This window comes from Sphingomonas sp. BK235, from assembly GCF_004345855.1.
Lineage (GTDB): Bacteria > Pseudomonadota > Alphaproteobacteria > Sphingomonadales > Sphingomonadaceae > Sphingomonas.
In genome coordinates, this window is record NZ_SLXN01000002.1 from 722,558 (window position 1) to 743,827 (window position 21,270).

The 21,270-nt window shown below is 61.3% G+C and carries 18 protein-coding genes; 14 read left to right on the top strand and 4 right to left on the bottom strand.

Annotation, left to right across the window (positions count from 1 at the left end):
- The first annotated feature begins 108 nt into the window (after positions 1 to 108).
- The 6 genes from EV292_RS08905 to EV292_RS08930 all read left to right on the top strand — a co-directional run bounded on the left by EV292_RS08905 (position 109) and on the right by EV292_RS08930 (position 9,273).
- On the top strand, positions 109 to 2,250 hold the full coding sequence (locus tag EV292_RS08905; RefSeq protein ID WP_132908814.1) for an AAA family ATPase: 2,142 nt from the start codon (positions 109 to 111) through the stop codon (positions 2,248 to 2,250).
- A gap of 118 nt (positions 2,251 to 2,368) precedes the next feature.
- Positions 2,369 to 3,658 (top strand): O-antigen ligase family protein, encoded by a 1,290-nt coding sequence (locus tag EV292_RS08910; RefSeq protein ID WP_132908815.1) that lies wholly within the window; start codon positions 2,369 to 2,371, stop codon positions 3,656 to 3,658.
- Positions 3,655 to 4,818, top strand: coding sequence for an acyltransferase (locus EV292_RS08915; RefSeq protein ID WP_165927062.1), 1,164 nt, complete (start codon positions 3,655 to 3,657; stop codon positions 4,816 to 4,818). Before EV292_RS08910 ends, EV292_RS08915 begins: the two co-directional genes overlap by 4 nt.
- Before the next feature lie 181 nt (positions 4,819 to 4,999).
- The gene (locus EV292_RS08920) at positions 5,000 to 5,959 is read left to right on the top strand and encodes an alginate lyase family protein (protein ID WP_165927063.1); all 960 of its coding nucleotides are present in this window, start codon (positions 5,000 to 5,002) and stop codon (positions 5,957 to 5,959) included.
- 2,243 nt (positions 5,960 to 8,202) lie between these two features.
- Positions 8,203 to 8,895 (top strand): phytanoyl-CoA dioxygenase family protein, encoded by a 693-nt coding sequence (locus tag EV292_RS08925; protein ID WP_132908818.1) that lies wholly within the window; start codon positions 8,203 to 8,205, stop codon positions 8,893 to 8,895.
- Positions 8,896 to 8,904: 9 nt separating this feature from the next.
- Positions 8,905 to 9,273, top strand: coding sequence for a low molecular weight protein tyrosine phosphatase family protein (locus tag EV292_RS08930; protein WP_132908819.1), 369 nt, complete (start codon positions 8,905 to 8,907; stop codon positions 9,271 to 9,273).
- A gap of 271 nt (positions 9,274 to 9,544) precedes the next feature.
- Here EV292_RS08930 and EV292_RS08935 read toward each other — a convergent pair whose 3' ends face one another.
- Entirely contained in the window at positions 9,545 to 10,093 is a 549-nt protein-coding gene (locus EV292_RS08935) for an RES domain-containing protein (protein WP_132908820.1), read from the bottom strand.
- Between the two features lie 2 nt (positions 10,094 to 10,095).
- A complete protein-coding gene (locus tag EV292_RS08940; protein ID WP_132908821.1) occupies positions 10,096 to 10,494 on the bottom strand; it encodes a hypothetical protein in 399 nt (132 codons plus the stop codon).
- Positions 10,495 to 11,180: 686 nt separating this feature from the next.
- On the opposite strand from EV292_RS08940, the gene EV292_RS08950 reads away from it, so the two are divergent.
- Complete coding sequence (locus tag EV292_RS08950) at positions 11,181 to 14,186, top strand: PAS domain-containing protein (protein WP_132908822.1); 3,006 nt, start codon at positions 11,181 to 11,183, stop codon at positions 14,184 to 14,186.
- Positions 14,187 to 14,356: 170 nt separating this feature from the next.
- Here the strand turns inward: EV292_RS08950 and EV292_RS08955 are convergent, their stop codons facing one another.
- Complete coding sequence (locus EV292_RS08955; protein WP_132908823.1) at positions 14,357 to 14,608, bottom strand: hypothetical protein; 252 nt, start codon at positions 14,606 to 14,608, stop codon at positions 14,357 to 14,359.
- 178 nt (positions 14,609 to 14,786) lie between these two features.
- Between EV292_RS08955 and EV292_RS08960 the strand changes: the two genes are divergently transcribed.
- A complete protein-coding gene (locus EV292_RS08960) occupies positions 14,787 to 15,554 on the top strand; it encodes a Crp/Fnr family transcriptional regulator (protein ID WP_243693671.1) in 768 nt (255 codons plus the stop codon).
- Between the two features lie 240 nt (positions 15,555 to 15,794).
- Here the strand turns inward: EV292_RS08960 and EV292_RS08965 are convergent, their stop codons facing one another.
- Positions 15,795 to 17,585 carry a histidine kinase famiy protein gene (locus EV292_RS08965; protein ID WP_207913374.1) on the bottom strand — a complete coding sequence of 597 codons (1,791 nt, stop codon included), beginning with the start codon at positions 17,583 to 17,585 and terminating at the stop codon, positions 15,795 to 15,797.
- 670 nt (positions 17,586 to 18,255) lie between these two features.
- On the opposite strand from EV292_RS08965, the gene EV292_RS08970 reads away from it, so the two are divergent.
- The 6 genes from EV292_RS08970 to EV292_RS08995 form a co-directional block, all read left to right on the top strand.
- Entirely contained in the window at positions 18,256 to 18,462 is a 207-nt protein-coding gene (locus EV292_RS08970; protein ID WP_132908824.1) for a cold-shock protein, read from the top strand.
- A gap of 302 nt (positions 18,463 to 18,764) precedes the next feature.
- A complete protein-coding gene (locus tag EV292_RS08980) occupies positions 18,765 to 19,529 on the top strand; it encodes a spermidine synthase (protein ID WP_207913375.1) in 765 nt (254 codons plus the stop codon).
- A 222-nt stretch (positions 19,530 to 19,751) separates the two neighbouring features.
- Positions 19,752 to 19,922 (top strand): hypothetical protein, encoded by a 171-nt coding sequence (locus tag EV292_RS22590; protein ID WP_165927064.1) that lies wholly within the window; start codon positions 19,752 to 19,754, stop codon positions 19,920 to 19,922.
- A gap of 130 nt (positions 19,923 to 20,052) precedes the next feature.
- A complete protein-coding gene (locus tag EV292_RS08985) occupies positions 20,053 to 20,232 on the top strand; it encodes a hypothetical protein (RefSeq protein WP_132908826.1) in 180 nt (59 codons plus the stop codon).
- A gap of 55 nt (positions 20,233 to 20,287) precedes the next feature.
- Positions 20,288 to 20,677, top strand: coding sequence for a hypothetical protein (locus EV292_RS08990; RefSeq protein WP_132908827.1), 390 nt, complete (start codon positions 20,288 to 20,290; stop codon positions 20,675 to 20,677).
- Positions 20,678 to 21,030: 353 nt separating this feature from the next.
- A partial coding sequence (locus tag EV292_RS08995) for a helix-turn-helix domain-containing protein (RefSeq protein WP_132908828.1) occupies positions 21,031 to 21,270 on the top strand: 240 nt, incomplete at its 3' end.

Sequence of the window (21,270 nt, forward strand, 5' to 3'; positions counted from 1 at the left end):
CGAAGAATAGGGAGGCAGATCAGCGCTGCCTAAACTCTGTTTTAGCGCGGCCGTGACCTTCTGCTCACCAAATGGAGCCGGCGGTCAGGTGGGTTTAGGGGTCAGTCAATGAATAGCGTCAGTCCGGATAGCAGCTTTTCGGCTCACACAAGCGATCGGGGCGAGGCGCCTCAGCTAAGCGTCGCACAGCTTGCCGAAATCATCCGGCGCCGCTGGGTCGTCTTCGTCGCCACGGCTATTGCGATCGCTGCTGCAACCGTAGGCTCGACCTTTCTGATGACGCCGCGGTTTGACGCTGTCGCTCGTTTAAAGATTGATCCGACCCAGCGGGTCGTGACGGAGCAAAACAATCCGAAGGCAACGACTCCTCAGGCGGACGAGGCGCGCATCGATACGGAGGTGCAGGTTCTCACGTCTGGCAGCTCGGCAACATCAGTTGTGAAGAAGCTTGGCTTGGCTAAAGATAAGGAGTTTGCCGGCAAAGATCAGGCAAGCTCGACTGGTGATATGGCCATGCGCGAAGCAGTCGCGTCGCTGCAGAAAGCGCTAACGATCACTCGTGAGAAGGATAATTATGTCGTAGAAGTATCGGTTCGAACGACGAGCCCTGCAAAGTCGGCTTTGATTGTAAACACGCTTGCCGAAGACTATATCGGCAAGAGTCTCAGCGGCCGCACCGGAGTCGCAGCGGAGCGCGCTCGGTTCGTTAACAGTCAGCTTGATGGTCTGTCGGCTGAGCTTCGCTCATTAGGTGAGCAGATTGCTAAACTTCGGAGCGCAGCGGGGATAGTTCAGGGGGCGTCGTCGGGCACCATCACCGACCAGCAGATCGCGCCACTGTCCACGCAATTAGCGCAGGCCGAGTCTGTCTCCGCCGCGGCGCGCGCCCAGCTCAGTGCGGCTCGCACGGAGGCTGCAAGCGGGGACATCGGTGCCATCGATGGCGTGCTGCATTCGAGCGTTATAGCGGACTTGCGTCGGCAGCGGGCGGAGGCGGCACGGGAGAAGGCGCAGATCGACGCCCGCTACGGCCCGAAGCATACTCAATCTCAGAGGGCGGCCGAGCAGCTCGCCGTTATCGATCGACAGCTGAAGGAGGAAGCGAGCCGAACCGTGGCTGGCCTGGATCCCGAGGCACGGGCGGCCAGTAGCAGCGCCGCCAGCCTGCGCGCCGCGCTTGCCCAACTTCGTGGCGCGCAAGCTCGGGAGAACAAGGCGCGGGTATCGGTCGAAGCGCTCGAACGCCAGGCTAAGGTAAAGCAGCAGCAATACGATCAGCTCGCCCTGCTCGCTCAGAACCTAGGCGCGGTCGAGGGAGATCGTGAGCCGACCGCGACGATCTTGGAGCGCGCTGTCCCGCCGCTCGATCCTGCGAGTCCTAAGAAGGCTCTGTTCGCGGCATTGGGGGTGATGCTGGGCCTGGTCAGCGGCCTCAGCGCGGTAATCGTGCTTGAGGTGCTTTCGAGCACCGTCCGCTCGGGCGACGATCTCGAAAAGCGCCTCAGCGTTCCCTACCTGGGAGCAGTTCCTCGCCTGACATCGGCGCAGCTTCAGTCCACTCGCACTCCTTCGGACTATGTGGTGCAGAACCCGCTGTCGAGCTACGCGGAGGCGCTTCGGAGTATCCGAAGCAGCCTGCTGCTGGACCGGCATCGGCTCCGCTCGGTCGCGGTTCTCTCCGCCTTGCCCGGCGAGGGCAAAACCACCAGTTCTATCTCGCTTGGCCGCATCATGGCGCTAAGCGGCGATCGTGTGATTCTGGTCGACTGTGATTTGCGTCGAAGCGGCGCGGCCGGCCTTACGCCCAATCATCAAGCACCTGGCCTTGTGGAGGTGCTAGAGGGTGCGACGACGAGCGAGCGCGCGATCGTCATAGACGAGGCGACTAGCCTCCACCTCCTTCCGCTTCGCGCACAGTCCACCACGGCGAGGGACTTGTTCAGCGGCGACGCCATGCGGAACCTGATCGACAATCTGATGGAGCGTTATGACTTTGTGCTGCTTGACACGCCGCCGCTTCTGGCGGTCGCGGACAGCCGCACCTTGGCCGCGCTCGCGGATACGTCGTTGCTCGTTGTGCGCGCGGAACATACGCCAATGAGCGCGGTGCGAGGCGCGGTGACGCGGCTGCGCCAGGATGGGACGCGCATCCTCGGCGCGACCCTGACGATGGTGAGCAAGGCCCGCCACCTCAGTAAGCATGACCCGGCTTACCATTACGATCTATATCGCAATTACCACACCAACTGACGGTAGAATGACCTTTACGTCTCTCGCGCCGGCTGTCCGGTTCCATTTTGTGGAGGCGTGACAATGACGTTTCGGCATACCGTTGCGTCCCACGCGGCTCGCGCTACGAGCGATCGCCATGACTGAGAGTGATCCTTTTCGCGCGGAGATCGACGCGACGGGCGAGCTTCGCCCTGGCATGGCCCACCTGTTGACGAGGAACGACGTCAGACGCGCTTATGCGGTAGGCATATCGATTGGTCTGCTGCTTACGCTGTTCGTTCTCGTTGACCTGGTATTCCGACCATCCTTTCAGGCGATCAGCGTTGATTCGGAGGTGACGACGCGGTCGACGCCGGCGATCGTCACAATATTGCATTTCTCATTCACCGCCGCTCTGGCGTTTCCCTGCGTCTGGGCCCTCAATCGATCCAACCTAAATTTACGACGGGTCGGGAACTTCGCCTTCGTATCGCTTGGCTTGGTTAGTATTAGTGCGCTGAGCCTGCTCGGCCATCCGGATGCGAGCGCGATTGCCCTTGTTGGGGTGTTGGCATTCGTTCTCACCGTGGTCATCGTCTATGCCGCGACGAACTACGATCTCAGCAGTGCCATGGAAGGGTTCTGGACTGCGCTCGCTATAGCAGGCGCCGTAGCCTTGCTCGGCGTCGTTGCTGTCGGGGAATATAGCTGGGGTCGTTTGGCTTCCCATGCGAGCCCGAATTACTGGGGCAGGGTTGCGTTCGCTGCTCTGTGCGGCTGTGTCTGCGTTCGACGCTTACCCCTTCGTGTGTTCGTCGTGGTGATCAGCGTAATAGTCCTTCTGCTCACCTCCTCACGGGGATCCATGCTGGCCGCGCTTGTGGGTGCGATCATCTTGCTCGGCCTGCTTCTGCGCAAGGCCACAGGCATAATGCTTGGTGTATATATCGTCGGGAGCCTTCTCGCTCTCACTGCCTCGCCCATCGTCTTGGACAGCGTGTTCCACCTTTCCGATCCGCGGCGCGGTGTGTCATCGGGAGGAACAGGACGATCTCTCGCGTGGGCGCAGGCGTGGGAGGCTTTCACCGCCAATCCTTGGTTAGGCATCGGTTTTCGGCAGCACGAAAAGTATATCACTGTCGCGAGTTCCGCGCATGAAGCCTACCTCGCCACGTTGGCAGAGATCGGGATCATCGGCTTCATGTTCTATTTGCTCCTGGTCGTAGGCGGAGCAATGCGTGCGATCCTGCACGCGATGCGGAACGGAGCTACGTCAGGCGACGTCGCGACCGCCATGTTTATGTCAGGCTTCGTCGTACTTGGCCTGATCGAGACGCAGGCTCTCACCACAGCCAGCCCGACCTCGCTAACCATGTTCTTCGCAGCCGCGAGCGCATGGCGACCTTTCCCGACGCAAGAGTTAATCATAAGAGGCTATCCCCGATGATCGCTGCGGGCGCAGACACGTGCTGTCACGGCACCACGACTGATCACATCCTCGAACTTCAGTCGATCCGCGGTATAGCCTCGTTGTTCGTCGTGGTAGGGCATTGCATCTCCTTCTATGCTGCTCCCGCATGGTGGAATCTTTTCAAGCATATCGTAAACACGAAAGCAGCCGTTGAGGTATTTTTCGTCCTGAGCGGCTATGTCCTCGGAAGATCCCTTTACAAAGGTGATTTCAGCAGGACGTCTCTCGAAGCTTATTATATTAAAAGAATTGCACGGATATATCCGGCACTGTTGGTGGCCAGCGCGGTTGCCTTACTTTATGTTAGTTTGGTTCATTTTAACGTGCCAATTCCAGCGCAATCACAATGGATGAGCGAGCGATTCCGCGCGGAAAGGTTTACCATCATCCACATTGCGGCATCCTTTCTCGGATTGCTCGCCTTCTTGATACCGCCAGTTTGGACGATCTTCGTTGAACTAGTGGCGTCAGCTCTTCTGCCGCTAGCCGGGATTCTTATGGCAAATCGTGTCGTACTGTTCTGGGTGCTGGTCATCGCTCTCGTTCTGGTAAGTGTCACCGTCGGTGGTTCTGTATACTACAACGTAGATTTGTACCTCATGGACTTCGCCTTGGGTGCTGCCATAGTGCTAATCAATCCCGCCCATATCTTGCCGAAGGTGTTGACAACTCATCGGATGACCGTGGTCGTCGTACTTGCAACGGCGTTACTGATCTGCACGCGCGCGAGTTTCAACGTTGGCCCTCGGGACCGATGGATGCACCTATATGAGTCAGCCCTGGCAGCATTGATAATTTTCACGTTCGCGAAGATGGGGTTTAGATCCAAGCCGCTAAGGAGCAGGTTCTTCGTTTGGCTGGGAGACATCTCGTATAGCGTCTATCTACTGCATTTTACCGTAATGTGTCTGACTGCTGCGGTATTGCAAATCGCTTGTCCAAACGCAATATCAACTCTTGGCGGTGTGGTTGCGGGTCTTCTGCTGAGTGTGGTAACCATCTGCGTCGTCTTGCCGCTCTCGGCGCTCATGTACCAGAAGGTCGAACTGCCCGGCATTCGGCTCGGCAAATGGATAGCGAGGGCCCGCACTGTTGATGTGACCGCTGAGCGTGCTCCGGTCGCCAGGCCGCTCTGACGTGGCGCAGCACCAGAGTAGGCGTAGAGCCATAATCGCCGCCCGCGAACTTCGATCTAAACTAACCTGGCTCGTGGCATTGTCCTTGACGCTGATGACCGCGTCCGCACAGGCGGCTCAGATGGTCCGGCCGTTTTCAACGCCTTCCCCACTAACGACATCCAGGCCAAACGACTGCTTGATGGTGACAGCCCTTCGATCGCTCGCGACGGGGCAGCCTTACCGGGCCGGTGACCGGAGCTATTCGCAGCTGGATGCCGCCAAAGCGGCGGACCGTGCGAAGGCTGCTGCGCCGGTCCGCGCGATGACCTCGGCGCTGGCACGGCAGGCTAACGCTTTCGTCTCGAGTGGTGGACGCGATGCCCGCAGCGGGGCTTGCGTTCTCATGATGCTGGAAACTTGGGCGAAAGCCGGAGCGCTGCGTGATGTAACAACGCACGATGCCCAATTTATCCGGGCTGTCGCGCTATCGGGCTGGGCAATGGACTTTGCACAAGTCCGCGACATTCGCCTTCGTGGAGGCGCGGGTGACCCACGGCCAATTATCGTTGCCTGGCTGACGGCACAGGCGCGCGACACGTGCCACCATTTCGAAAACCTGCGCAATGCGACCGGACGTAACAACCAGCGTGCGTGGGCCGGCCTCGCCGCCATGGCTACCGCAATGGCGACCGGAGACCGTGAGTTGCGTCGGTGCGGCTTGACTGCGACGCACGTCGCTCTGGACGAGGTCACCGACCAAGGATTCCTGCCGCTTGAGATCGCACGCAAGGAGCGCGCGCGCCACTACCATCTCTATGCTGTCGCGCCGCTGGTTGTGACCGCTGAGATCGTCGCTGCGAACGGCGGTGACCTTTATGGCTATAAACGCGGTGCGCTGCGCCGGCTGGTCCACTTTACAGTTCATTCGATCGATTATCCCGGTTTGGTTGACCGTCTCTCGGGTGCAGCTCAGGAGCCAATTCACCGCTCTCCCGGTAGGCTGAAGGGCCAGTACTTCGCTTGGCTGGAATTTTATGTCAGGAGATTTGGCCTTGCGACGCCGGGTACCGAAGCCGTTCTCTCATTGAGGCCGTTAGTCAATCCTGAAATCGGTGGCGATATGACGATGTTGAGTCGAAGTAATAATGGCGCGCACTAGATAATCATCGCTAACCGTTACATGAATCGTTATTCTGATTTCTATCACTGACAGGAGAGAGTAAAAAATCAAGTCGCGTCTTGGTGTTCGCTTTGATGGGGGCGCGGGTCGGTGCGCCTGAAAAGAGTTACTTTGTCGCGCAACGGCGAACTCCGACTGCTTGTGCCTGAACGGCCGATGATCGTTTTAAATCCGGCAGAGTCGTCTTGGGTTCGCTGCCATCCTCAGAGAAGTAAGCGATTGCTCCATAAAGGGCGATATAGCAACTGGGAGGTATCGGTTGGCGCGGCCGGGGGCGTCTCTAACCGGTAAATCGGCTTGGCTTCGATTGCAAAAGGGCCAGGCAAGGTGATATTATCAGCTTTCGGTAGGTGTATGCGCCATTTTTAGACAAATGGATGTATCTGCGCTTTTAAGGTGAGGTTTAGCTGCTAAACTAAGTGCATAACGCCCGCTTAAGGTTGTTCGCCAAATGAAAGTAACCTACTGTCAGGATCGCCCTAAACGATTCATCTGTCAGCGCGAGGAGATTGTTGCTCCTATCTCGGGGAGAGCAGTTGAATTGCAAGGCGCCCAATACCGCATATGTCGTGTTGAGCGCGCCACGCCTGAATTGCTTGCATTTGTTACTCTCGACTAGAGGCCACTGAGCTGACGGCTTCGTGCCCTGGCTATCCGCACTTTGTACGGTTCTTTCTTGTCGGGTGCCGAGATGGTATCCGACATCCGAGATGTTCGCAAGGTCGGCCAACCCAGCGACGTGGCTCTTTTGCGCCCCGGCGCCCGATATCGCGCGGTTTGCCTCCCGCCAACATAGTGCGATGGCCAACATTAATCCGATTTTGACGGCGGTTGCCAGTATGATCCATCCAGCGAAATGATGTTTGCCAAGCAACAAGGTTTCCGGCTGTACGCGTGATGGGCCCACGCCCCTTCCATCGCCATCCCTTGCGCGAAGCGCGCCCACGTCTCGACTTCCGCAGCCTTTGCTGCTGGTTGCGCGCGCACAAGCACAGCGTACACGTCGCCTACAATCGTCCGATTTCGGGCGTCGGAGTAGTCGAGGCGGACGCCGAGACGGTCTTCCACCTCGGCGCTTGCCGAGATCTCGTCGCCATCCCTGTCGATACCCAGGCTATGCGGAGCATGGTCCAACAGTTGCCATGCCTCGATGGTCGAGTGAGGCGAGCATCAAGCAAACGTTTGCTATCCTGCAATCAGGGCAGCCGAATCGCTGCGCGGAGCGCCTGCAAGGTTCGAGCGGCGATATGAACGAGCGGCCGGAGCTGAAAAGCGGGGAGGGGCGTCTGAATGACCGATTGTGGGTCCCCGGCATGAGAGGGTAGGGGGCGGCAACCGCCAAAGCGGTCCGAACCGGGCATCCTGTCTACCTTTCGGCACCGCCGCTTGTTCATCTCGGTGCCGTTCGACACAAGCATGACTGGTCTTTTGACCCAGGTAGGGTGTGCCTACCCAGTGACCTCTACACAAACATCCGGAGCAAATGCATGCCTGGCTCGATGCTAACCGCCTTCGCGATGCTAGGTCAGACCCAATCCATATACGACAGAGTGCCGGAGGTCGTCGTCGGTAGAACGCACGTTATCGGCTGGCCCGAAGACAGAGCGCGAGGAGATTGGCTGACGTGGGATGAGGAGGGAAGTCTCGAGCGGCTGAGCAAGGTCGCTATTAATCCAAATCATGCGAACGTTGAGTTGCGTTGCCTTATTGTGAATATGAGGCTGGCCTCCTGCCAGCCAACCGCACGAAGCAAAACAGGCGAACTGAAAGCCTATCGCAGCATAATAGCAAATCTGCGTCTTTCCAGCTCGGGTAGTACTAAGAACGGCGAGTACGCAACCATTCTCATTTCTTTCGCGTCTTTAGGGTGCGATCCTCTATCTGGCTGCGTAGCCACACCCCCACCGCCGCCTCCACCTCCACCTCAGACGCCTGGTAACCGGTAATGACCCCTCCGGCGCAGTCGGTTGTTTTTCGCTGACCAACGCGGGAGCGATCCTCGGCCATAGCTGAACGGCAACTGCGCCGCCTCCCTTCCCCAAAGCCGCCGGGCAGCTTCCCTCTCAATCGGGCGAGCCGGACCGCTACGTGCAGCGCCCGGAAGGCTCGAGCGGCGAGATGAACAAGCGGCCGGAGTTGGGAAGCTGGGAGGGGCTCCTGAGTGACCGGTTCTGGGTCTCCTCGGGTCGACGCCGAGACTAAGTCGGGCTAGCGTCAGCCACATGCTCGGAACCCTCTGCCGCTCCTCCGACCTCACCCTTGAAAATGACGGAGCGCGACTGGTCGCACAAGCTTTGAACGAAGCTGCGTGCGGTCGCCTAGAGACTGCCCTTTCCGCGCTGCCGGCAAGCAAGCCGGGTGTGCGGATTGAGGAAGGGCGGCAGTTGCAGTCCTTCCTTGATCGCGCGGAACCCATCGGCGTTATCGCGGCATCCGTGCTCGGAGATCAGGCTCGCCCCGTTCGTGCGATCCTGTTCGATAAGAGTGCGGAGCGGAACTGGGCGCTCGGCTGGCACCAGGATCGTACAATCGTGGTCAAGGAACGAGTGGACACCGACGGGTACGGGCCGTGGACCGTCAAGTCCGGGTTGATCCAGGTGGAGCCCCCTTTCGAGATCCTCGAGCGCATGGTGACGCTGCGCGTGCACCTGGACGCGGTCGACGAGCGCAACGCACCGCTCCGCATCGTGCCCGGCTCGCACAGGCTGGGACGAGTGCCCGAGGCCGAGATCGAGCACGTCGTGGCGACCTTCGGCGAGCGCCTATGTCTCGCCGAGCGCGGTGACGTCTGGCTATACGCCACGCCGATCATCCACGCCTCGCTCGCCGCTGATCCGCCGCGCCGGCGCCGCGTTCTTCAGGTCGACTTCTCGGCCGATGCCGCGCCAGGTCCACTCGCCTGGCGCGGCCTGTAGGGGTTAGGGTTGCAGCGCCTTCGCGTACAGACGGTGCTGTTCGTGTGCAGTCAGAACAGATTGCGCAGCCCAACGGCCGAGCAGGTGTTCTCGCGCCGGCAGGACCTGGAGGTGGACTCCGCCGGCATGAACCACGATGCCGAAAATCCGCCTACGGCCGAGCTGGTCGCGTGGGCAGATGTGATTTTCGTCATGGAGAAGGCGCACCGGAGCAAGCTGCAGCGGCGCTTTCGAGCGGTTCTTGGGGGCAGGCGCGTGGTCTGCTTAGACACACCCGATAACTACGCCTTTATGCAGCCCGAACTGATCCAGCTATTGGAGACCAAGGTGAGCCGTCACCTGCCTGCATCGCCACCGACGCAAGAGCCAGACGCTTGATCGACCGCCTCGATTTCGCGAGTGAGCTGCCTTGATCCTCACCTTAACGAATGACCGATGTGAGCGCACGGGAAGGGCAGGCTGAACGGCCGAAAGTGGGTCGTAGCGAACGAGCCTTTTGGCTTTTGTCTACCAAGACGCGAGCTTACCGCCCTCTTTGCCTGCGAGGCGACACTCGATCGTCGCACCCGCACCGGCGAGGTGCTATGCCGCACCTCAACATCGCACCCGCTTAACGAAACGTCGGCCGGTGTTTCGGCGAACACAACGGTTACAAGGAACCGCTGTGACTATTTGAGGTGTCCCAAGAACGCTGATCCCTCGGCAGCATGCCGTCTGGGTCGTGCACGCTAACCCGATCGGCATCGGTCAGGTTCGCGCTGAAGATAACCAGGTTGGTTCCAGTTTCGTCATAAGTCGAAGGGAAGAGGGCACCAGCTGCTCCGGACCGTATAGCCTCATCGGCAAGCTGCCACGACGGTGGCGAGCGACGCTCGACGCGGGCAATCCAGCGCCAATCGCAATTCCAGCTTGCCCACTGGGAAGCCCATACGCCTGCGTCGAAGCCACCCGACAAGTCGATGACGTCCAGCAGATCTATCTCATAGGCGGCCAGCGTCGCCGGCCGGGGCAAGCTTGAGCCTTGCATGCACTCAGCCAAGGCTGTCCCGGGCGATTTGGACAGGTACAGCGCCTCGACACCCGGCCGATTGAAGCGGCCACCTACATTTGCCGCTCCCGCCCCGCTAAGCGGCAGATAGGCCCACTTCGGTGTGAGATAGCGGTAGAAGTTTGCTGGTCCCAGCCTCCCTCGCAACACAATCAGCCGTTGGCTCCATCAAGGAGCTCGGACAGATGCGCGAGCACGGCATCAGTATGACCGCCAGCGACCAACTCGGCAGCCGTCTTGCGCTTGAGGGTGACGATCGGCTCGTTTCTAAACCAGTAGACCGCCTGCTCGATATTGCCGGTGAGCTCGCTTGCGGCCATGATCACGCGCACCATGTCGCGAAGCCGATCCTGCAGCCGCTCCGACGCAGGATTGGCGAGCGTGTTACGGTGAACGCCGGCGATCTCTGCCAGTCGGGACAGCTGAACGCCTAAAGCTAAGGCGACCCGCTTGGGAGAAATGTGAGGGGTTCTCGGCTCCTGCAAACTTGCCACGAAGCTCGACGCCAGCGGCGAGGCACGTTGCTCATCGACCTGGAAAGCTGTCGCCACTGCCCTGCTCCGCTGCGTAGGCGCACAATATATGCATATTCCGCAGCACATTCAACAGCGCGATTGAGCCGGGTGATTGTTCCTGGCGCCATCGAACGTGTCCCATTGGCGGTACCCTGATCGGGCAGTCGGCCAAGCGCTTCAATCCTACAAGCGGATAATGCAGGGGAAGGCGCCCGCGCCCAAGTTAGCCGTCTCGGCGCCCGGCTCAGCTCTGAGCAGCCGGCGATCGCGAGCGATCTTTGCCAGCAAGGTGCGGCTGCATCCGGTCGCATCCACGATTTCCCGCCAGCTGCGCCAGTCGCTTAGCAGCGGACGAGATTGCGGCGTTGCGGGCTTTATTAGCGGCGCGGCCTCTATGAAGCCCGGCCGCCTTCGCCTTGGCGGTGCCCTCGGTCTGGCGGCGACGCCGATCCTCATAGTCCTTGCGAGCCACGCGAAACGCCTAAGGGGCTCGAACGGCGAGATGAATAAGCGACCGGATCTGGGGGGCGGGTGGGGCGGGCTGAGTGGCCGCTTTTGAGTCAGCGATTCTAAGAGGTCGGTGCTCAGCAGCCCGAGCCATCAAAGGCCATTCTCATCGACGTTCGGACCGTTGCTGCGCCGACGCTAACGCAAAAACATGGCCATCCTCGCAGCGCTCTGCCATTGATTTTGGTACAGTATAGCGGAGTTGGTTCAGGTAGATGGCGGAAAACGGGCAGCACTGGGATGAGCCGTCACGCGAGCAGCTCGCGGCGGCAAGTGCCGGCGATCCGGCGTGCGTGCGTCTTCTCGCGGGCACGATCGCCGAGGCACCGTTCCCCATGTTTATCGTAGTGGGGCCGGAACGCCGCCTTCTCTACAATCGAGCATATGTGCCAATTTTGGTGAACTCTCATCCGTCGGCACTGGGTCGCCGCTTTTTCGACGTCTGGCCTGAGGTCCGCGACGACATAGAGCCCGTGATCGACCGCGCCTTTGCAGGTGAGGCAACCCGCTTCGAAGATCTGCCGGTCACTCTCCACCGCCCCGAACCCGCCACGGCTTGGTTCACCTTTTCCTACAGTCCCGTCCGCGATGAGGCGGGCGCTGTGATCGCGGCGCTGTGCGTCTGTAGCGAGACGACGCTGGTTGTCAGTATGCGTCAACGACAGGCGTTTCTGGCTAAGCTCGAGGCGGCGTTCCGCGAGGTGCAGGATGCCGACGCGATCGTCGCGGCTGCCCAAGCGCTGCTTGGCAGGCACTTCGGCATGAGCCGTGTTGGCTATGGCAGTGTCGACACGGCGGGGCGCTACTTCACTACGCGCGGCAACTGGACGGACGGCAGCGTACCGCATCACGACGGCACGCACGACCTTGCCGCCTTTGGGGATGAGGTGTTCGCCGCTTTGCGGGGCGGCGTCTCGCTGGTGGTGGAAGACGCCCATACCGACCCGCGCGTCACGTCCTCGGAGGTCGCGCACGCGTTCGCCGCGCTTGAGATCCGCTCGGTCGTCACCGTCTCGCTGCACAAGGCAGGGCGGTTCGTCGCCGCGCTTTACCTGCACTCTCGCGAGCCTCGCCGGTGGACTGTAGACGAGGTCGACCTCATCCGTGACGTTGCGGAACGGACCTGGTCAGCAGTCGAGCGCTCCCATGCCGAGGCCACGTTACGCGAGCTCGTGCAGCGGCAAGGCTTTCTACTCGAACTCGGAGACCGCCTCCGTCCCTTTGCCGACGCGGAGATGATCAAGGCGACGGCTGTCCAACTCCTCGGCCGGTACCTGCGCGCCGGACGCGCAGGTTATGGCGAGATTGATTTCGCGCAGGGGCATGTCACCGTCGAGCGCGACTGGACGAACGGATCGATGGCGTCGCTAGCCGGCGAGACACGGCCACTCGACTCGTTCGGTCCGGCGATTATCGATCGGCTGAAGGCGGGCGAGTTGCTGCGGATCTGCTCGGTCGCCGGCGACCCCGTCGCGGCGCCCTACGCCGATGGTTACGCGAGCATCGGCACGGCCGCCTTGCTCGTGGTACCGCTGATCAAGCTCGGCCGGCTGACCGCAATCCTCTACCTTCACGAGGAGCAGCTGCGCGAGTGGAGCGACGATGACGCGGCGATAGCGAGGGAGGTCGCGGAACGCACCTGGTCTGCCGTCGAACGTGCGCACGCTGAAGCGGCGGTACGGGATCTAAATGCGACGCTGGAACGCCGGGTTGACGATGCGCTGGCCGAGCGGCGGTTGTTCGCGGAAATCGTCGCCGCCACCACCTCACCGATCCAGATGATCGACAGGGAATATCGATTCCTCGCGGTCAATCCGGCCGCAGAGCGGGATTACGATCGCGTGTTTGGCGTTCGTCCCGCCGCAGGCCAGTCGCTACTCAATCTGCTGGCGCATGTTCCGCAACAGCGCGAGGCGGCACGAAAGGTATGGGATCGCGCGCTTGCGGGTGAGTCGTTCGATCTGCGCGGCAGCTGGGGCGGCGAAGGGACGAACCGTCGCGTATACGACATGCACTTCCAACCAGTTCGGGATGCGACGGGCGAGACCACGGCGGCATATCTTATCGGCCGCGACGTCACCGACCTCGTGTACGAACAGGAACGCCTCGCCCAGGCGGAGGAGCAGTTACGCCACGCGCAGAAGGTGGAGGCATTGGGGCAGTTGACCGGCGGCGTCGCTCACGACTTCAACAATCTGCTGACACCGATCGTCGGCAGCCTTGACCTGCTGCAACGTAAAAACGTGGGAGGGGTTCGTGAGCAGCGGCTGATCGCTGGTGCGGCACAAGCGGCTGAGCGTGCAAAGGTACTAGTACAGCGCCTCCTGGCGTTTGCGCGCCGCCAGCCCTTGCAGCCCAGTGCCGTCAATCTGGCTACCCTGGTGCATGGCTTGGCCGACCTCATTGCCAGCACGGCGGGACCACAGATCCGACTGGCGGTGCAGGTGGCGGACAACCTGCCGCCGGCACATGCCGACGCGAACCAGCTTGAGATGGCGCTCCTCAACCTATCGGTGAATGCGCGGGATGCGATGCCGGACGGCGGTACGCTGCGGATCACGGCCGAGATGAGCGGCGCCGACCTTCTCCCACCGCCGGGCGTAAGAACGGGCTCGTACCTGCGATTGTCAGTCGCCGATACCGGATCGGGAATGGATGAGGCGACGCTGGCGCGCGCGGTCGAGCCCTTCTTTTCCACAAAGGGCGTGGGAAAGGGGACAGGCCTCGGACTGTCGATGGTACACGGCCTCGCCTCACAACTCGGCGGCGCGCTCACGATCCGAAGCCGCGTCGGGGTCGGCACGAATGTCGAACTCTGGCTGCCGGTGAGCGACGAGCAGCAGGTAGGGCTGGGCACGACTGCTACGAACGTGCCGGTGAGAGGGTCGAGCGGCACGGTGCTGCTCGTCGACGACGAGGCCATTGCCCGAATGACCACGGCAGTCATGCTCGGAGACCTTGGCTATACGGTCGTGGAAGCGGAGTCCGCCGAAGCCGCGCTTGCACTCGTCAATGACGGCCTGGTCCCTGATCTCTTAGTTAGTGATCACCTGATGCCGGGGCTTAGCGGCACGGAGTTAGCGCGGATGCTCCAAGCCCGCCTGTCGAGGATGAGCGTCCTGATTGTTTCGGGCTACTCTGAGCTCGATGAGATCGCACCCGACCTGCGGCGGTTGACCAAACCGTTCCGCCAGGAGGAACTCGCCTCTGCGTTGACCTGACAGGCTGGAACAGCCAACATCGGTGGTCCAGGAGACAGTCCAAGACCAAAGGCAAAGGCAAGGGCGTTGGCCGTTGCTGCCGCCTAAAAGGACCTAGGACGAGCAGCTGGAAGACGATGCTGCTCCAAGGGCAAGTGCAATCGGCTTAAGGCGCTTTCCTGTGAACGACGCTAGGCAGCCTCAGCGTTCTTGAAGAGGCTTATGGCTCGGGCGAACGGCAGCGAGTAGATCACGGCACCGTCCTGAGTCTCCACGTCGATTCTCAGGCGTAAGTCCAGCTTGCCCTCACGAACGTCACCGCTCATGACATCGCGAGCTGCACGAAGTGCGGTCGACCGCACGATGTCGAGTCCATCAACTTCGCAGCCGGTTTGGTCGAGAACCTCATCGACGCCACGAAGATGGAAAAAGCGAAGCGCCATCTTTCCGAGCCTTCTTCAATCCGTGAGACGGATCTTATAGGCGCTAGTTCCTTACATGCGGTTTATGCGCAACTGCCAGAAGGCTGATCCAGATCAAAGCGTTGCCAGAGATGCTCGCACCCGGTAGTTTGTTTCGGTAATAATGCGAAAAGAGGGCGTCTAAGCAGGCGTGACGGCGTTGAAAGGGCAGATCATGTACCCAACGTTTCGATACCACGCGTTGGCAAATCTAAGCGCCGATGAGGAATCAGCTTTGCTGTCGTTGGGCGATCGTGAGGCCAGATGGAAAGCTGGAGAAACGATACAGCGTGAAGGAGACACCGTTCATGGCTTCTACCTACACGTGAGCGGCTGGATCCATTCATCTCTTGTAATGCGAAGCGGCGCGCGTCTTATTCAGAAGGTTCACCTGCCGGGAGACATGCTGGGTACGCCTAATATGGCGCTCGACCGAGCCGCCGACACAATCACGACGATCACTAGCGCGGTTACCTCCTTTGTGCCTTTTGAACGCTTCCGCGACCTATTCTACCACCAACCTCGACTGGCGATGCTGTTCACGTTTGCCGTGCAGATGGAGCGTCTCTCGCTGATGGACACGCTCGCGGTAACCGGACGAGCATCGGCAAGGGAACAGCTCGCTCGATTGTTTCTAGACCTACACACCCGGTTGACGCCGCTCGGCGTCGTTTCGAACGACACCTTCGAATTGCCGTTAACGCAGGAGATGATCGGCGACCTGACCGGGATTACTGCGGTACACGTCAATCGAACGTTGCGGGTTTTGAGGGAGGAGGGACTAATTGAGCAAAAGGGACATCTATTCCAAATCCTAGATTTAGAGCGCCTGCAAGCTATTGCACCCATTAGACCCCGAACGCCACGCTTTGAGCCCGATTGGCTATCTTCCTCCAGAGAAGGGAACTCAAATGCAGCGGCGAGCTGATCACAAGCAGCTCAAAGCTTTGAGTGTTTGAGGTCTGAGGTTGCAGGGCGGGTGGCCGTGGACCTAAAGCTTAACGAAAAGCGTATTTCAGGCTGCTCACGGGGTTCGATGAACGACCGCTCTTGGGCCCTCGCCGCGAGCGGTGATGGGTTCGCGTACGAGCCTAGTCGAACATCCTACGATTGAAGATCTTCTCAGAAGTGCCCGTTTGTTCATTGAAGCCGCTCCGGAGTTGTTGCTTCACGCCTGAACTGAGCCGAAGTCTGAGCGGCGCCGCCTCGCGCCGCGCTCGCCGCGCCGGTTGAGCGCTTGACTCACCCGGTCGAGCAGCTCGGTACGGCGGTAAGGCTTGCTCAGCACGTCGATCGCACGTTTCCTCTGGCCGCTGACTACAAGCTCTTCATTGTAGCCGGTAGTCATCAGCACCGAGACCGACGCGTCGCGCTCGACCACCATGTCGGCCAGCACCAGCCCGTTCATCCCGCCCGGCATCACCAGATCGGTGAACAGCAGGTCGACCCGGTCCTGCGCGTGGATCTCCTCGAACAGCCGCAACGCCTGCTCGCCGTTGGCCGCGATGGTAACGTGATAGCCTGCGCTCTCGAGGATCTCGCGCGCGACCGCGAGCACCTCGTCGCTGTCCTCCACCACCATGATATGCCGCGCGGTGTCGGGATCGACGATCGCGTTGGCGGCGGCGTGCGGCTCGGGCGCAGCCGGCTCGCGCTTCTCGGCGTGGCCGCTCGGGAAGAGCATGCGCACGGTGGTGCCCTGCCCCGGCTGGCTCTCGATCTCGAGCCGTCCGCCCGACTGGCGCACGAAGCCGCTCGCCATCGCCAGCCCCAGTCCGGTGCCGCTGCCCACGCCCTTGGTGGTGAAGAAGGGTTCGGCGGCGCGCTCGATCACCTCGGGGGCCATGCCATGCCCCTCGTCCTGCACCTCGAGCACGACATAGTCGCCCGCGGCCAGTTCGACCCCGTCGCGCATCGCGGTGCCGCCCGCGCCATCGCCGCCCTCGGTCGCCTCCAGCTTGAGCGGGCGGGTCGCGATCGTCACCAGCCCGCCGTCGGGCATGGCGTCGCGCGCGTTGTTGACGATGTTGAGCAGCGCCATCTCGAGCTGGTCGGGATCCACCACCACCGGCGCGAGCCCGCGGCGCAGGCTGAGATGGATCTCGACCTGCTTGTTGACCGAACTCTCGATCAGGTCGCTGAACTCGGAGACGAGCTGGGTCAGGTCGAGCGGGCGCGGCTCCAGCCGGGTCTTGCGCGCGAAGGCGAGCAATTGGCGCGTCAGCTTGGCGCCGCGCTCGGCGGCGGACTGCGCCGCGGCGACGTAGCGCTGTGCGCGCGCGGGATCCTTGGCGGTGGCGACCAGCTCGAGGTTGCCGTTGACCACCTGGAGCAGGTTGTTGAAGTCGTGCGCCAGCCCCGCGGTGAGCTGGCCGATCGACTCCATCTTCTGTGCCTGGCGGTAGGATTGCTCGGTGTTGCGGCGGCGCGTGACGTCGAGCTGACTGGCGAAGAAATAGCGCAGCGTACCGCCGGTGTCATAGACCGGGCCGACGAACACCGCGTTCCAGAAGGGTGTGCCGTCGCGGCGATAGTTGAGCAGTTCGAGCGCCACCGCTGACTTGTTCTCGACCGCGTGGCGCAGCTCCGCCACCGCGTTGCGATCGGTCTGCGAGCCCTGAAGGAAGCGGCAGTTGCGCCCGAGGATCTCCTCTTCCTCGTAACCGGTGAGGTCGAGGAACGCCTTGTTGGCGAAGACGATCGGATTGTCGTCCAGGTTGGGATCGGTGAGGATCATCGGCATCCGCGTCATCTCGATCGCGGCGAAGAAAACGCCGCCGCGGTCGTTCAGATCGGGATCGGTGATCGTGCTCTCGCGCCAGTGATGCAGCCCGCTGCGCTCGATCGGCTCGTTGGCGCCGGTGTCCATCGTGCCCTCGGCCTGTTTGCCGGCGGCGAGCCCCGTGAGATCCACGTCATCGTGGGTGGACGGATCAGAGGGGACAGCGTCATCGTGCATGTTCAAGAACCTAGCCCGAGCTACTCACAACGGACAAGTTCGCTTCAAAGCACTCGCCGCGCATTCGTAGCCACACATCGGACTGGCCGCTGATTCGCTAATCAGGCCAGCCGACCGCTGCGCGGAGCGCCCGGAAGGCTCGAGCCGCGAGTTGAACGAGCGGCCGAAGTTTGTAGGCGGGAGGGGGTCCTGAGTGACCGGTATTGGGTCGTCGGCGCGAGAGGGAAGGGGCCGCAAGCGCCTTGGCCGATCCACGCGGCGCCCTTGATTGGCTCCCGCTTGCCCGTTCGGATCGAGCTGGGCTGCTGACCACGAACCCTATCCATGCGGGAGGCCGGTCTGTTCGCAGGGGGCGTCCGACTTGGAAACCGATCGATGGAACTCTGAAGTGAAGCCTCTCCGGCGAGCTGACGATCTCCACCTCGTCGCAAAATGGCTGGACGCGGAGCCATGACGCTCCTCAAACTATCTACTCAGGTGCCGGGCAGCCACAATCTGCGACGCCCGCTCTATCTTTTTCGGCGCTGCGCTCCTATAGAGGAACGGCTAAACGTCGCCTGTGACGGATATTGAGCCGCAGCGGCTCCTCTTGTCCTTTTCTAGCCTCACGAAGCCGGGATGTGCCGCTGTTGGCATATGCCCGACCACGCTTGGGACAAAGGAAGCCCTTATGATCACCGGTACCGTAAAATTCTTCAACGCCGACAAGGGCTATGGCTTCATCGCGCCGGAGGACGGCGGCGCGGACGCCTTCGTTCACATCTCGGCGGTAGAGCGTGCTGGCATGCGTACGCTCGATAGGGACCAGCGCGTCTCATACGAGCTTGAGACAGATGGTCGCGGTAAGACGTCGGCGGTTAATTTGCAGACAGCCTGAGCAAGGCGATCGGCGGGGATCATCACGGTCTCTGCCGAGCCGTCCTTACGCACAGGAGCTGTCATGTCCTTACAATTCTACCGAGACGAGGCCGCTCGACAGCGGTTGGCGGGCGACGCATCGCCCCTTCAGAACGTGCGCGAACGATGCGAGCGGGCCGCGCTTGCCTGGGATGCACTGGCCATTCGCAGCGAACGGGCAGACGCGGCGCGCGCCAAGGCCGCTTCAGATAAGTTGCTGGCCGGATCGGGCGGAAGCGCGGACCCTGGGCCTGCGTCGCCCGTCCGGCGCGAGAGCTGACCTTGCCGACGATCGAAGCCGCTGTCAGCGGCAGTGGCGGACACGCAGAAGCCGTGCTCATCGACACGGGGGAGATACCCGGGGGCGGTGAACTGCGCCTCCTTCGTCATGGCCGCCACTTCGAGATCATGTTCGGCAGCGAGCAGCTGATGGCAAGCTGGTCCTATCGATCGGAGCGGGCATTGGCGACGCTAGCCCTGCGCGGCATGAGCGAACAGGCGCGGGTTCTGATCGGTGGCCTAGGCATGGGCTTTACCCTTGCTGCGGCGCGGACGGCGCTGCCGGTCAACGCCAGCATCGTCGTCGCCGAGCTGGTGCCCAAGATCGTGACATGGGCTGCCGGCCCCTTGCGTCACCTGTTCGACGAGTCTCTCGATGACGCACGGGTGTCAGTTGAGGTGACGGACGTACACGATCTCATCGTCCAGCAGCCTGCGCTCTTCGATGCGATCCTTCTGGACGTCGACAATGGACCCGATGGATTGATCAGCCTCGCCAATGAACGCCTCTACTCCAACTGGGGTTTGCGCGCTGCGCGGCTGGCGTTGCGGCCGGGCGGGGTACTGGCCATCTGGTCGGCCTATCAGGATCACAGCTTCACCTATCGACTGCGCGCCGCTGGCTTCGAGGTGGAAGAGGTCCGCGTCGACACAGAAGGCAGCGAGGACAACCCGTTTCATACGATCTGGCTCGCCACCGCGGGCCGATCAGGCCGCGTCTTGGATGATGAAGGCGCCGCCGAGGCACGCATAGATGTTGCCGCATGACACGTCCGCCCGTGGGTGGCTTCAGCTCGCCCATTGGCGCTCCGCTGGAACGATGTTGATCGGGCCGAACCGTCAACCTCGGGCTGTAGGTGCTTGATCCCGGCGTGAGACATGCCCGCGTTTTATTTCACACATAGATCAGCGGCTTAATCGGGACCGATATGCGCATCGGCATGTTTCGACGCGCTCATGGGAAGGTGGCGCATTATGAAGGTGCGAGTAATGACCAAGGATGGGGAGGTCTGCCTTAGCATCGCCAACCACGCCGGCGATCTGTTGACACTCAATTGCGCAGAGGCAATCGATCTTGCCTCGAAGCTGATCGGCGCGGCGACCGCCGCCTCTCCTCCAGCGCGCGGGACGGGGCCGGCAAACAAAGGCAGGAGCCTGTGACGTCAGCTGCCATAACTATTTGCTCGTAATCTGACGAAGCGTCCCCACATAGAGGTCATCGCCGGCTTCCAGATGTAAGCGTCGGCGGCTGTGAGACCCATGCGCTCCCGCTTACAAGCAGGAGACCGCTATGGACCTCAATTACCTTCTCGCTCGCCATCAGACCTCGCTTGCGCGCGTCGCGAGTGCGACATGCCCGTCGAGCCGAACCTCGCATCAGGGTCTTGCCGACCTTTACGCCGCACAGGTAAACGCGATGTATCGGCTCGCGGGCGCGTCGGCGCGTCTGGCTACTCAGGTGGCGGCATGATCGAGCTTACCGCGCAGGACGGATCCAAGCTTGCCGTGTCAATGGGAGCGGCGCCATGGTTACGTATACCACGAGGGCAGCAATCCCGCACGCGATTGTCTTCATCAACGATCCAATCATGATTATCGACGTACCCGAAAATACTGGAGCGGCACCTGCTTTAAGCACTCGTAACTGCGTCACGATCTGGACACAGCATGAAGATGAGGGCGAGGTAGAACTCAGTATCTCAGATGAACCACCACCAGCCGCCCTTGTGCCTGCCTTCAGCGGCTTCATCGAGGTCGAGAATGGAAGAATTGCCTACAATAATTCCTCGGCTGAGGAAATACTGGGTGCCGACGTTGCAAGCGGGATTGTTCCGATAGAGGTATTCGTTGATCAAATGCCGATAGCAGAAGTTGTATTCTGCCGCGCAGCCTTGACAGAAGCCCAGCCCGCCTAGCCTGTATACAAGCGCTCCATCTCTAGCGCGCGCGTGCCTTGACGTCGAAGTCCCATCCTTTGCGCTTGATAGCTGCCCGTCCGGTTCCTGCCAATACCGGACATCAAATTGTCCGGCGCCGCACGTCAGCTTTCAGCCCGAAGCCGGTCAAAGCCGAGGCAAGTTGCCCATCTCACGAGCGGCATCCTAGGACGGATTTGGGGCCTACTAGCCCTGCACAAGCCGCGCGGGCGCACCGGCGTCGCCCCCGACCGGTTGTGTGACGTCCTGAATGTCAGCTTACGCGACCCGCGGAACCGAACGCCTATAGCTTCATTTGACAGGATGATGTCATATTGGAAGCGCGTTGTCGTATGTCGATTGTGAACAATGACGTGCGCGAGCTAGCGTTGGCGGTCTTCGCTGCCAATGGCCGGCTTGTCAGTGCCGGCAACGAGCTTGTCGCGCATCTCGGCCTAACCAGCGCCTGGTGGCAGGTGCTGGCGGCGCTGCGCTACGCGCCCATGCCGCTGCCTACCGCCTCGATTGCCCGTAACATGGGCCTGACGCGGCAAGCGGTGCAGCGCATTGTCGATGTGCTCGCGGCGCGAGGG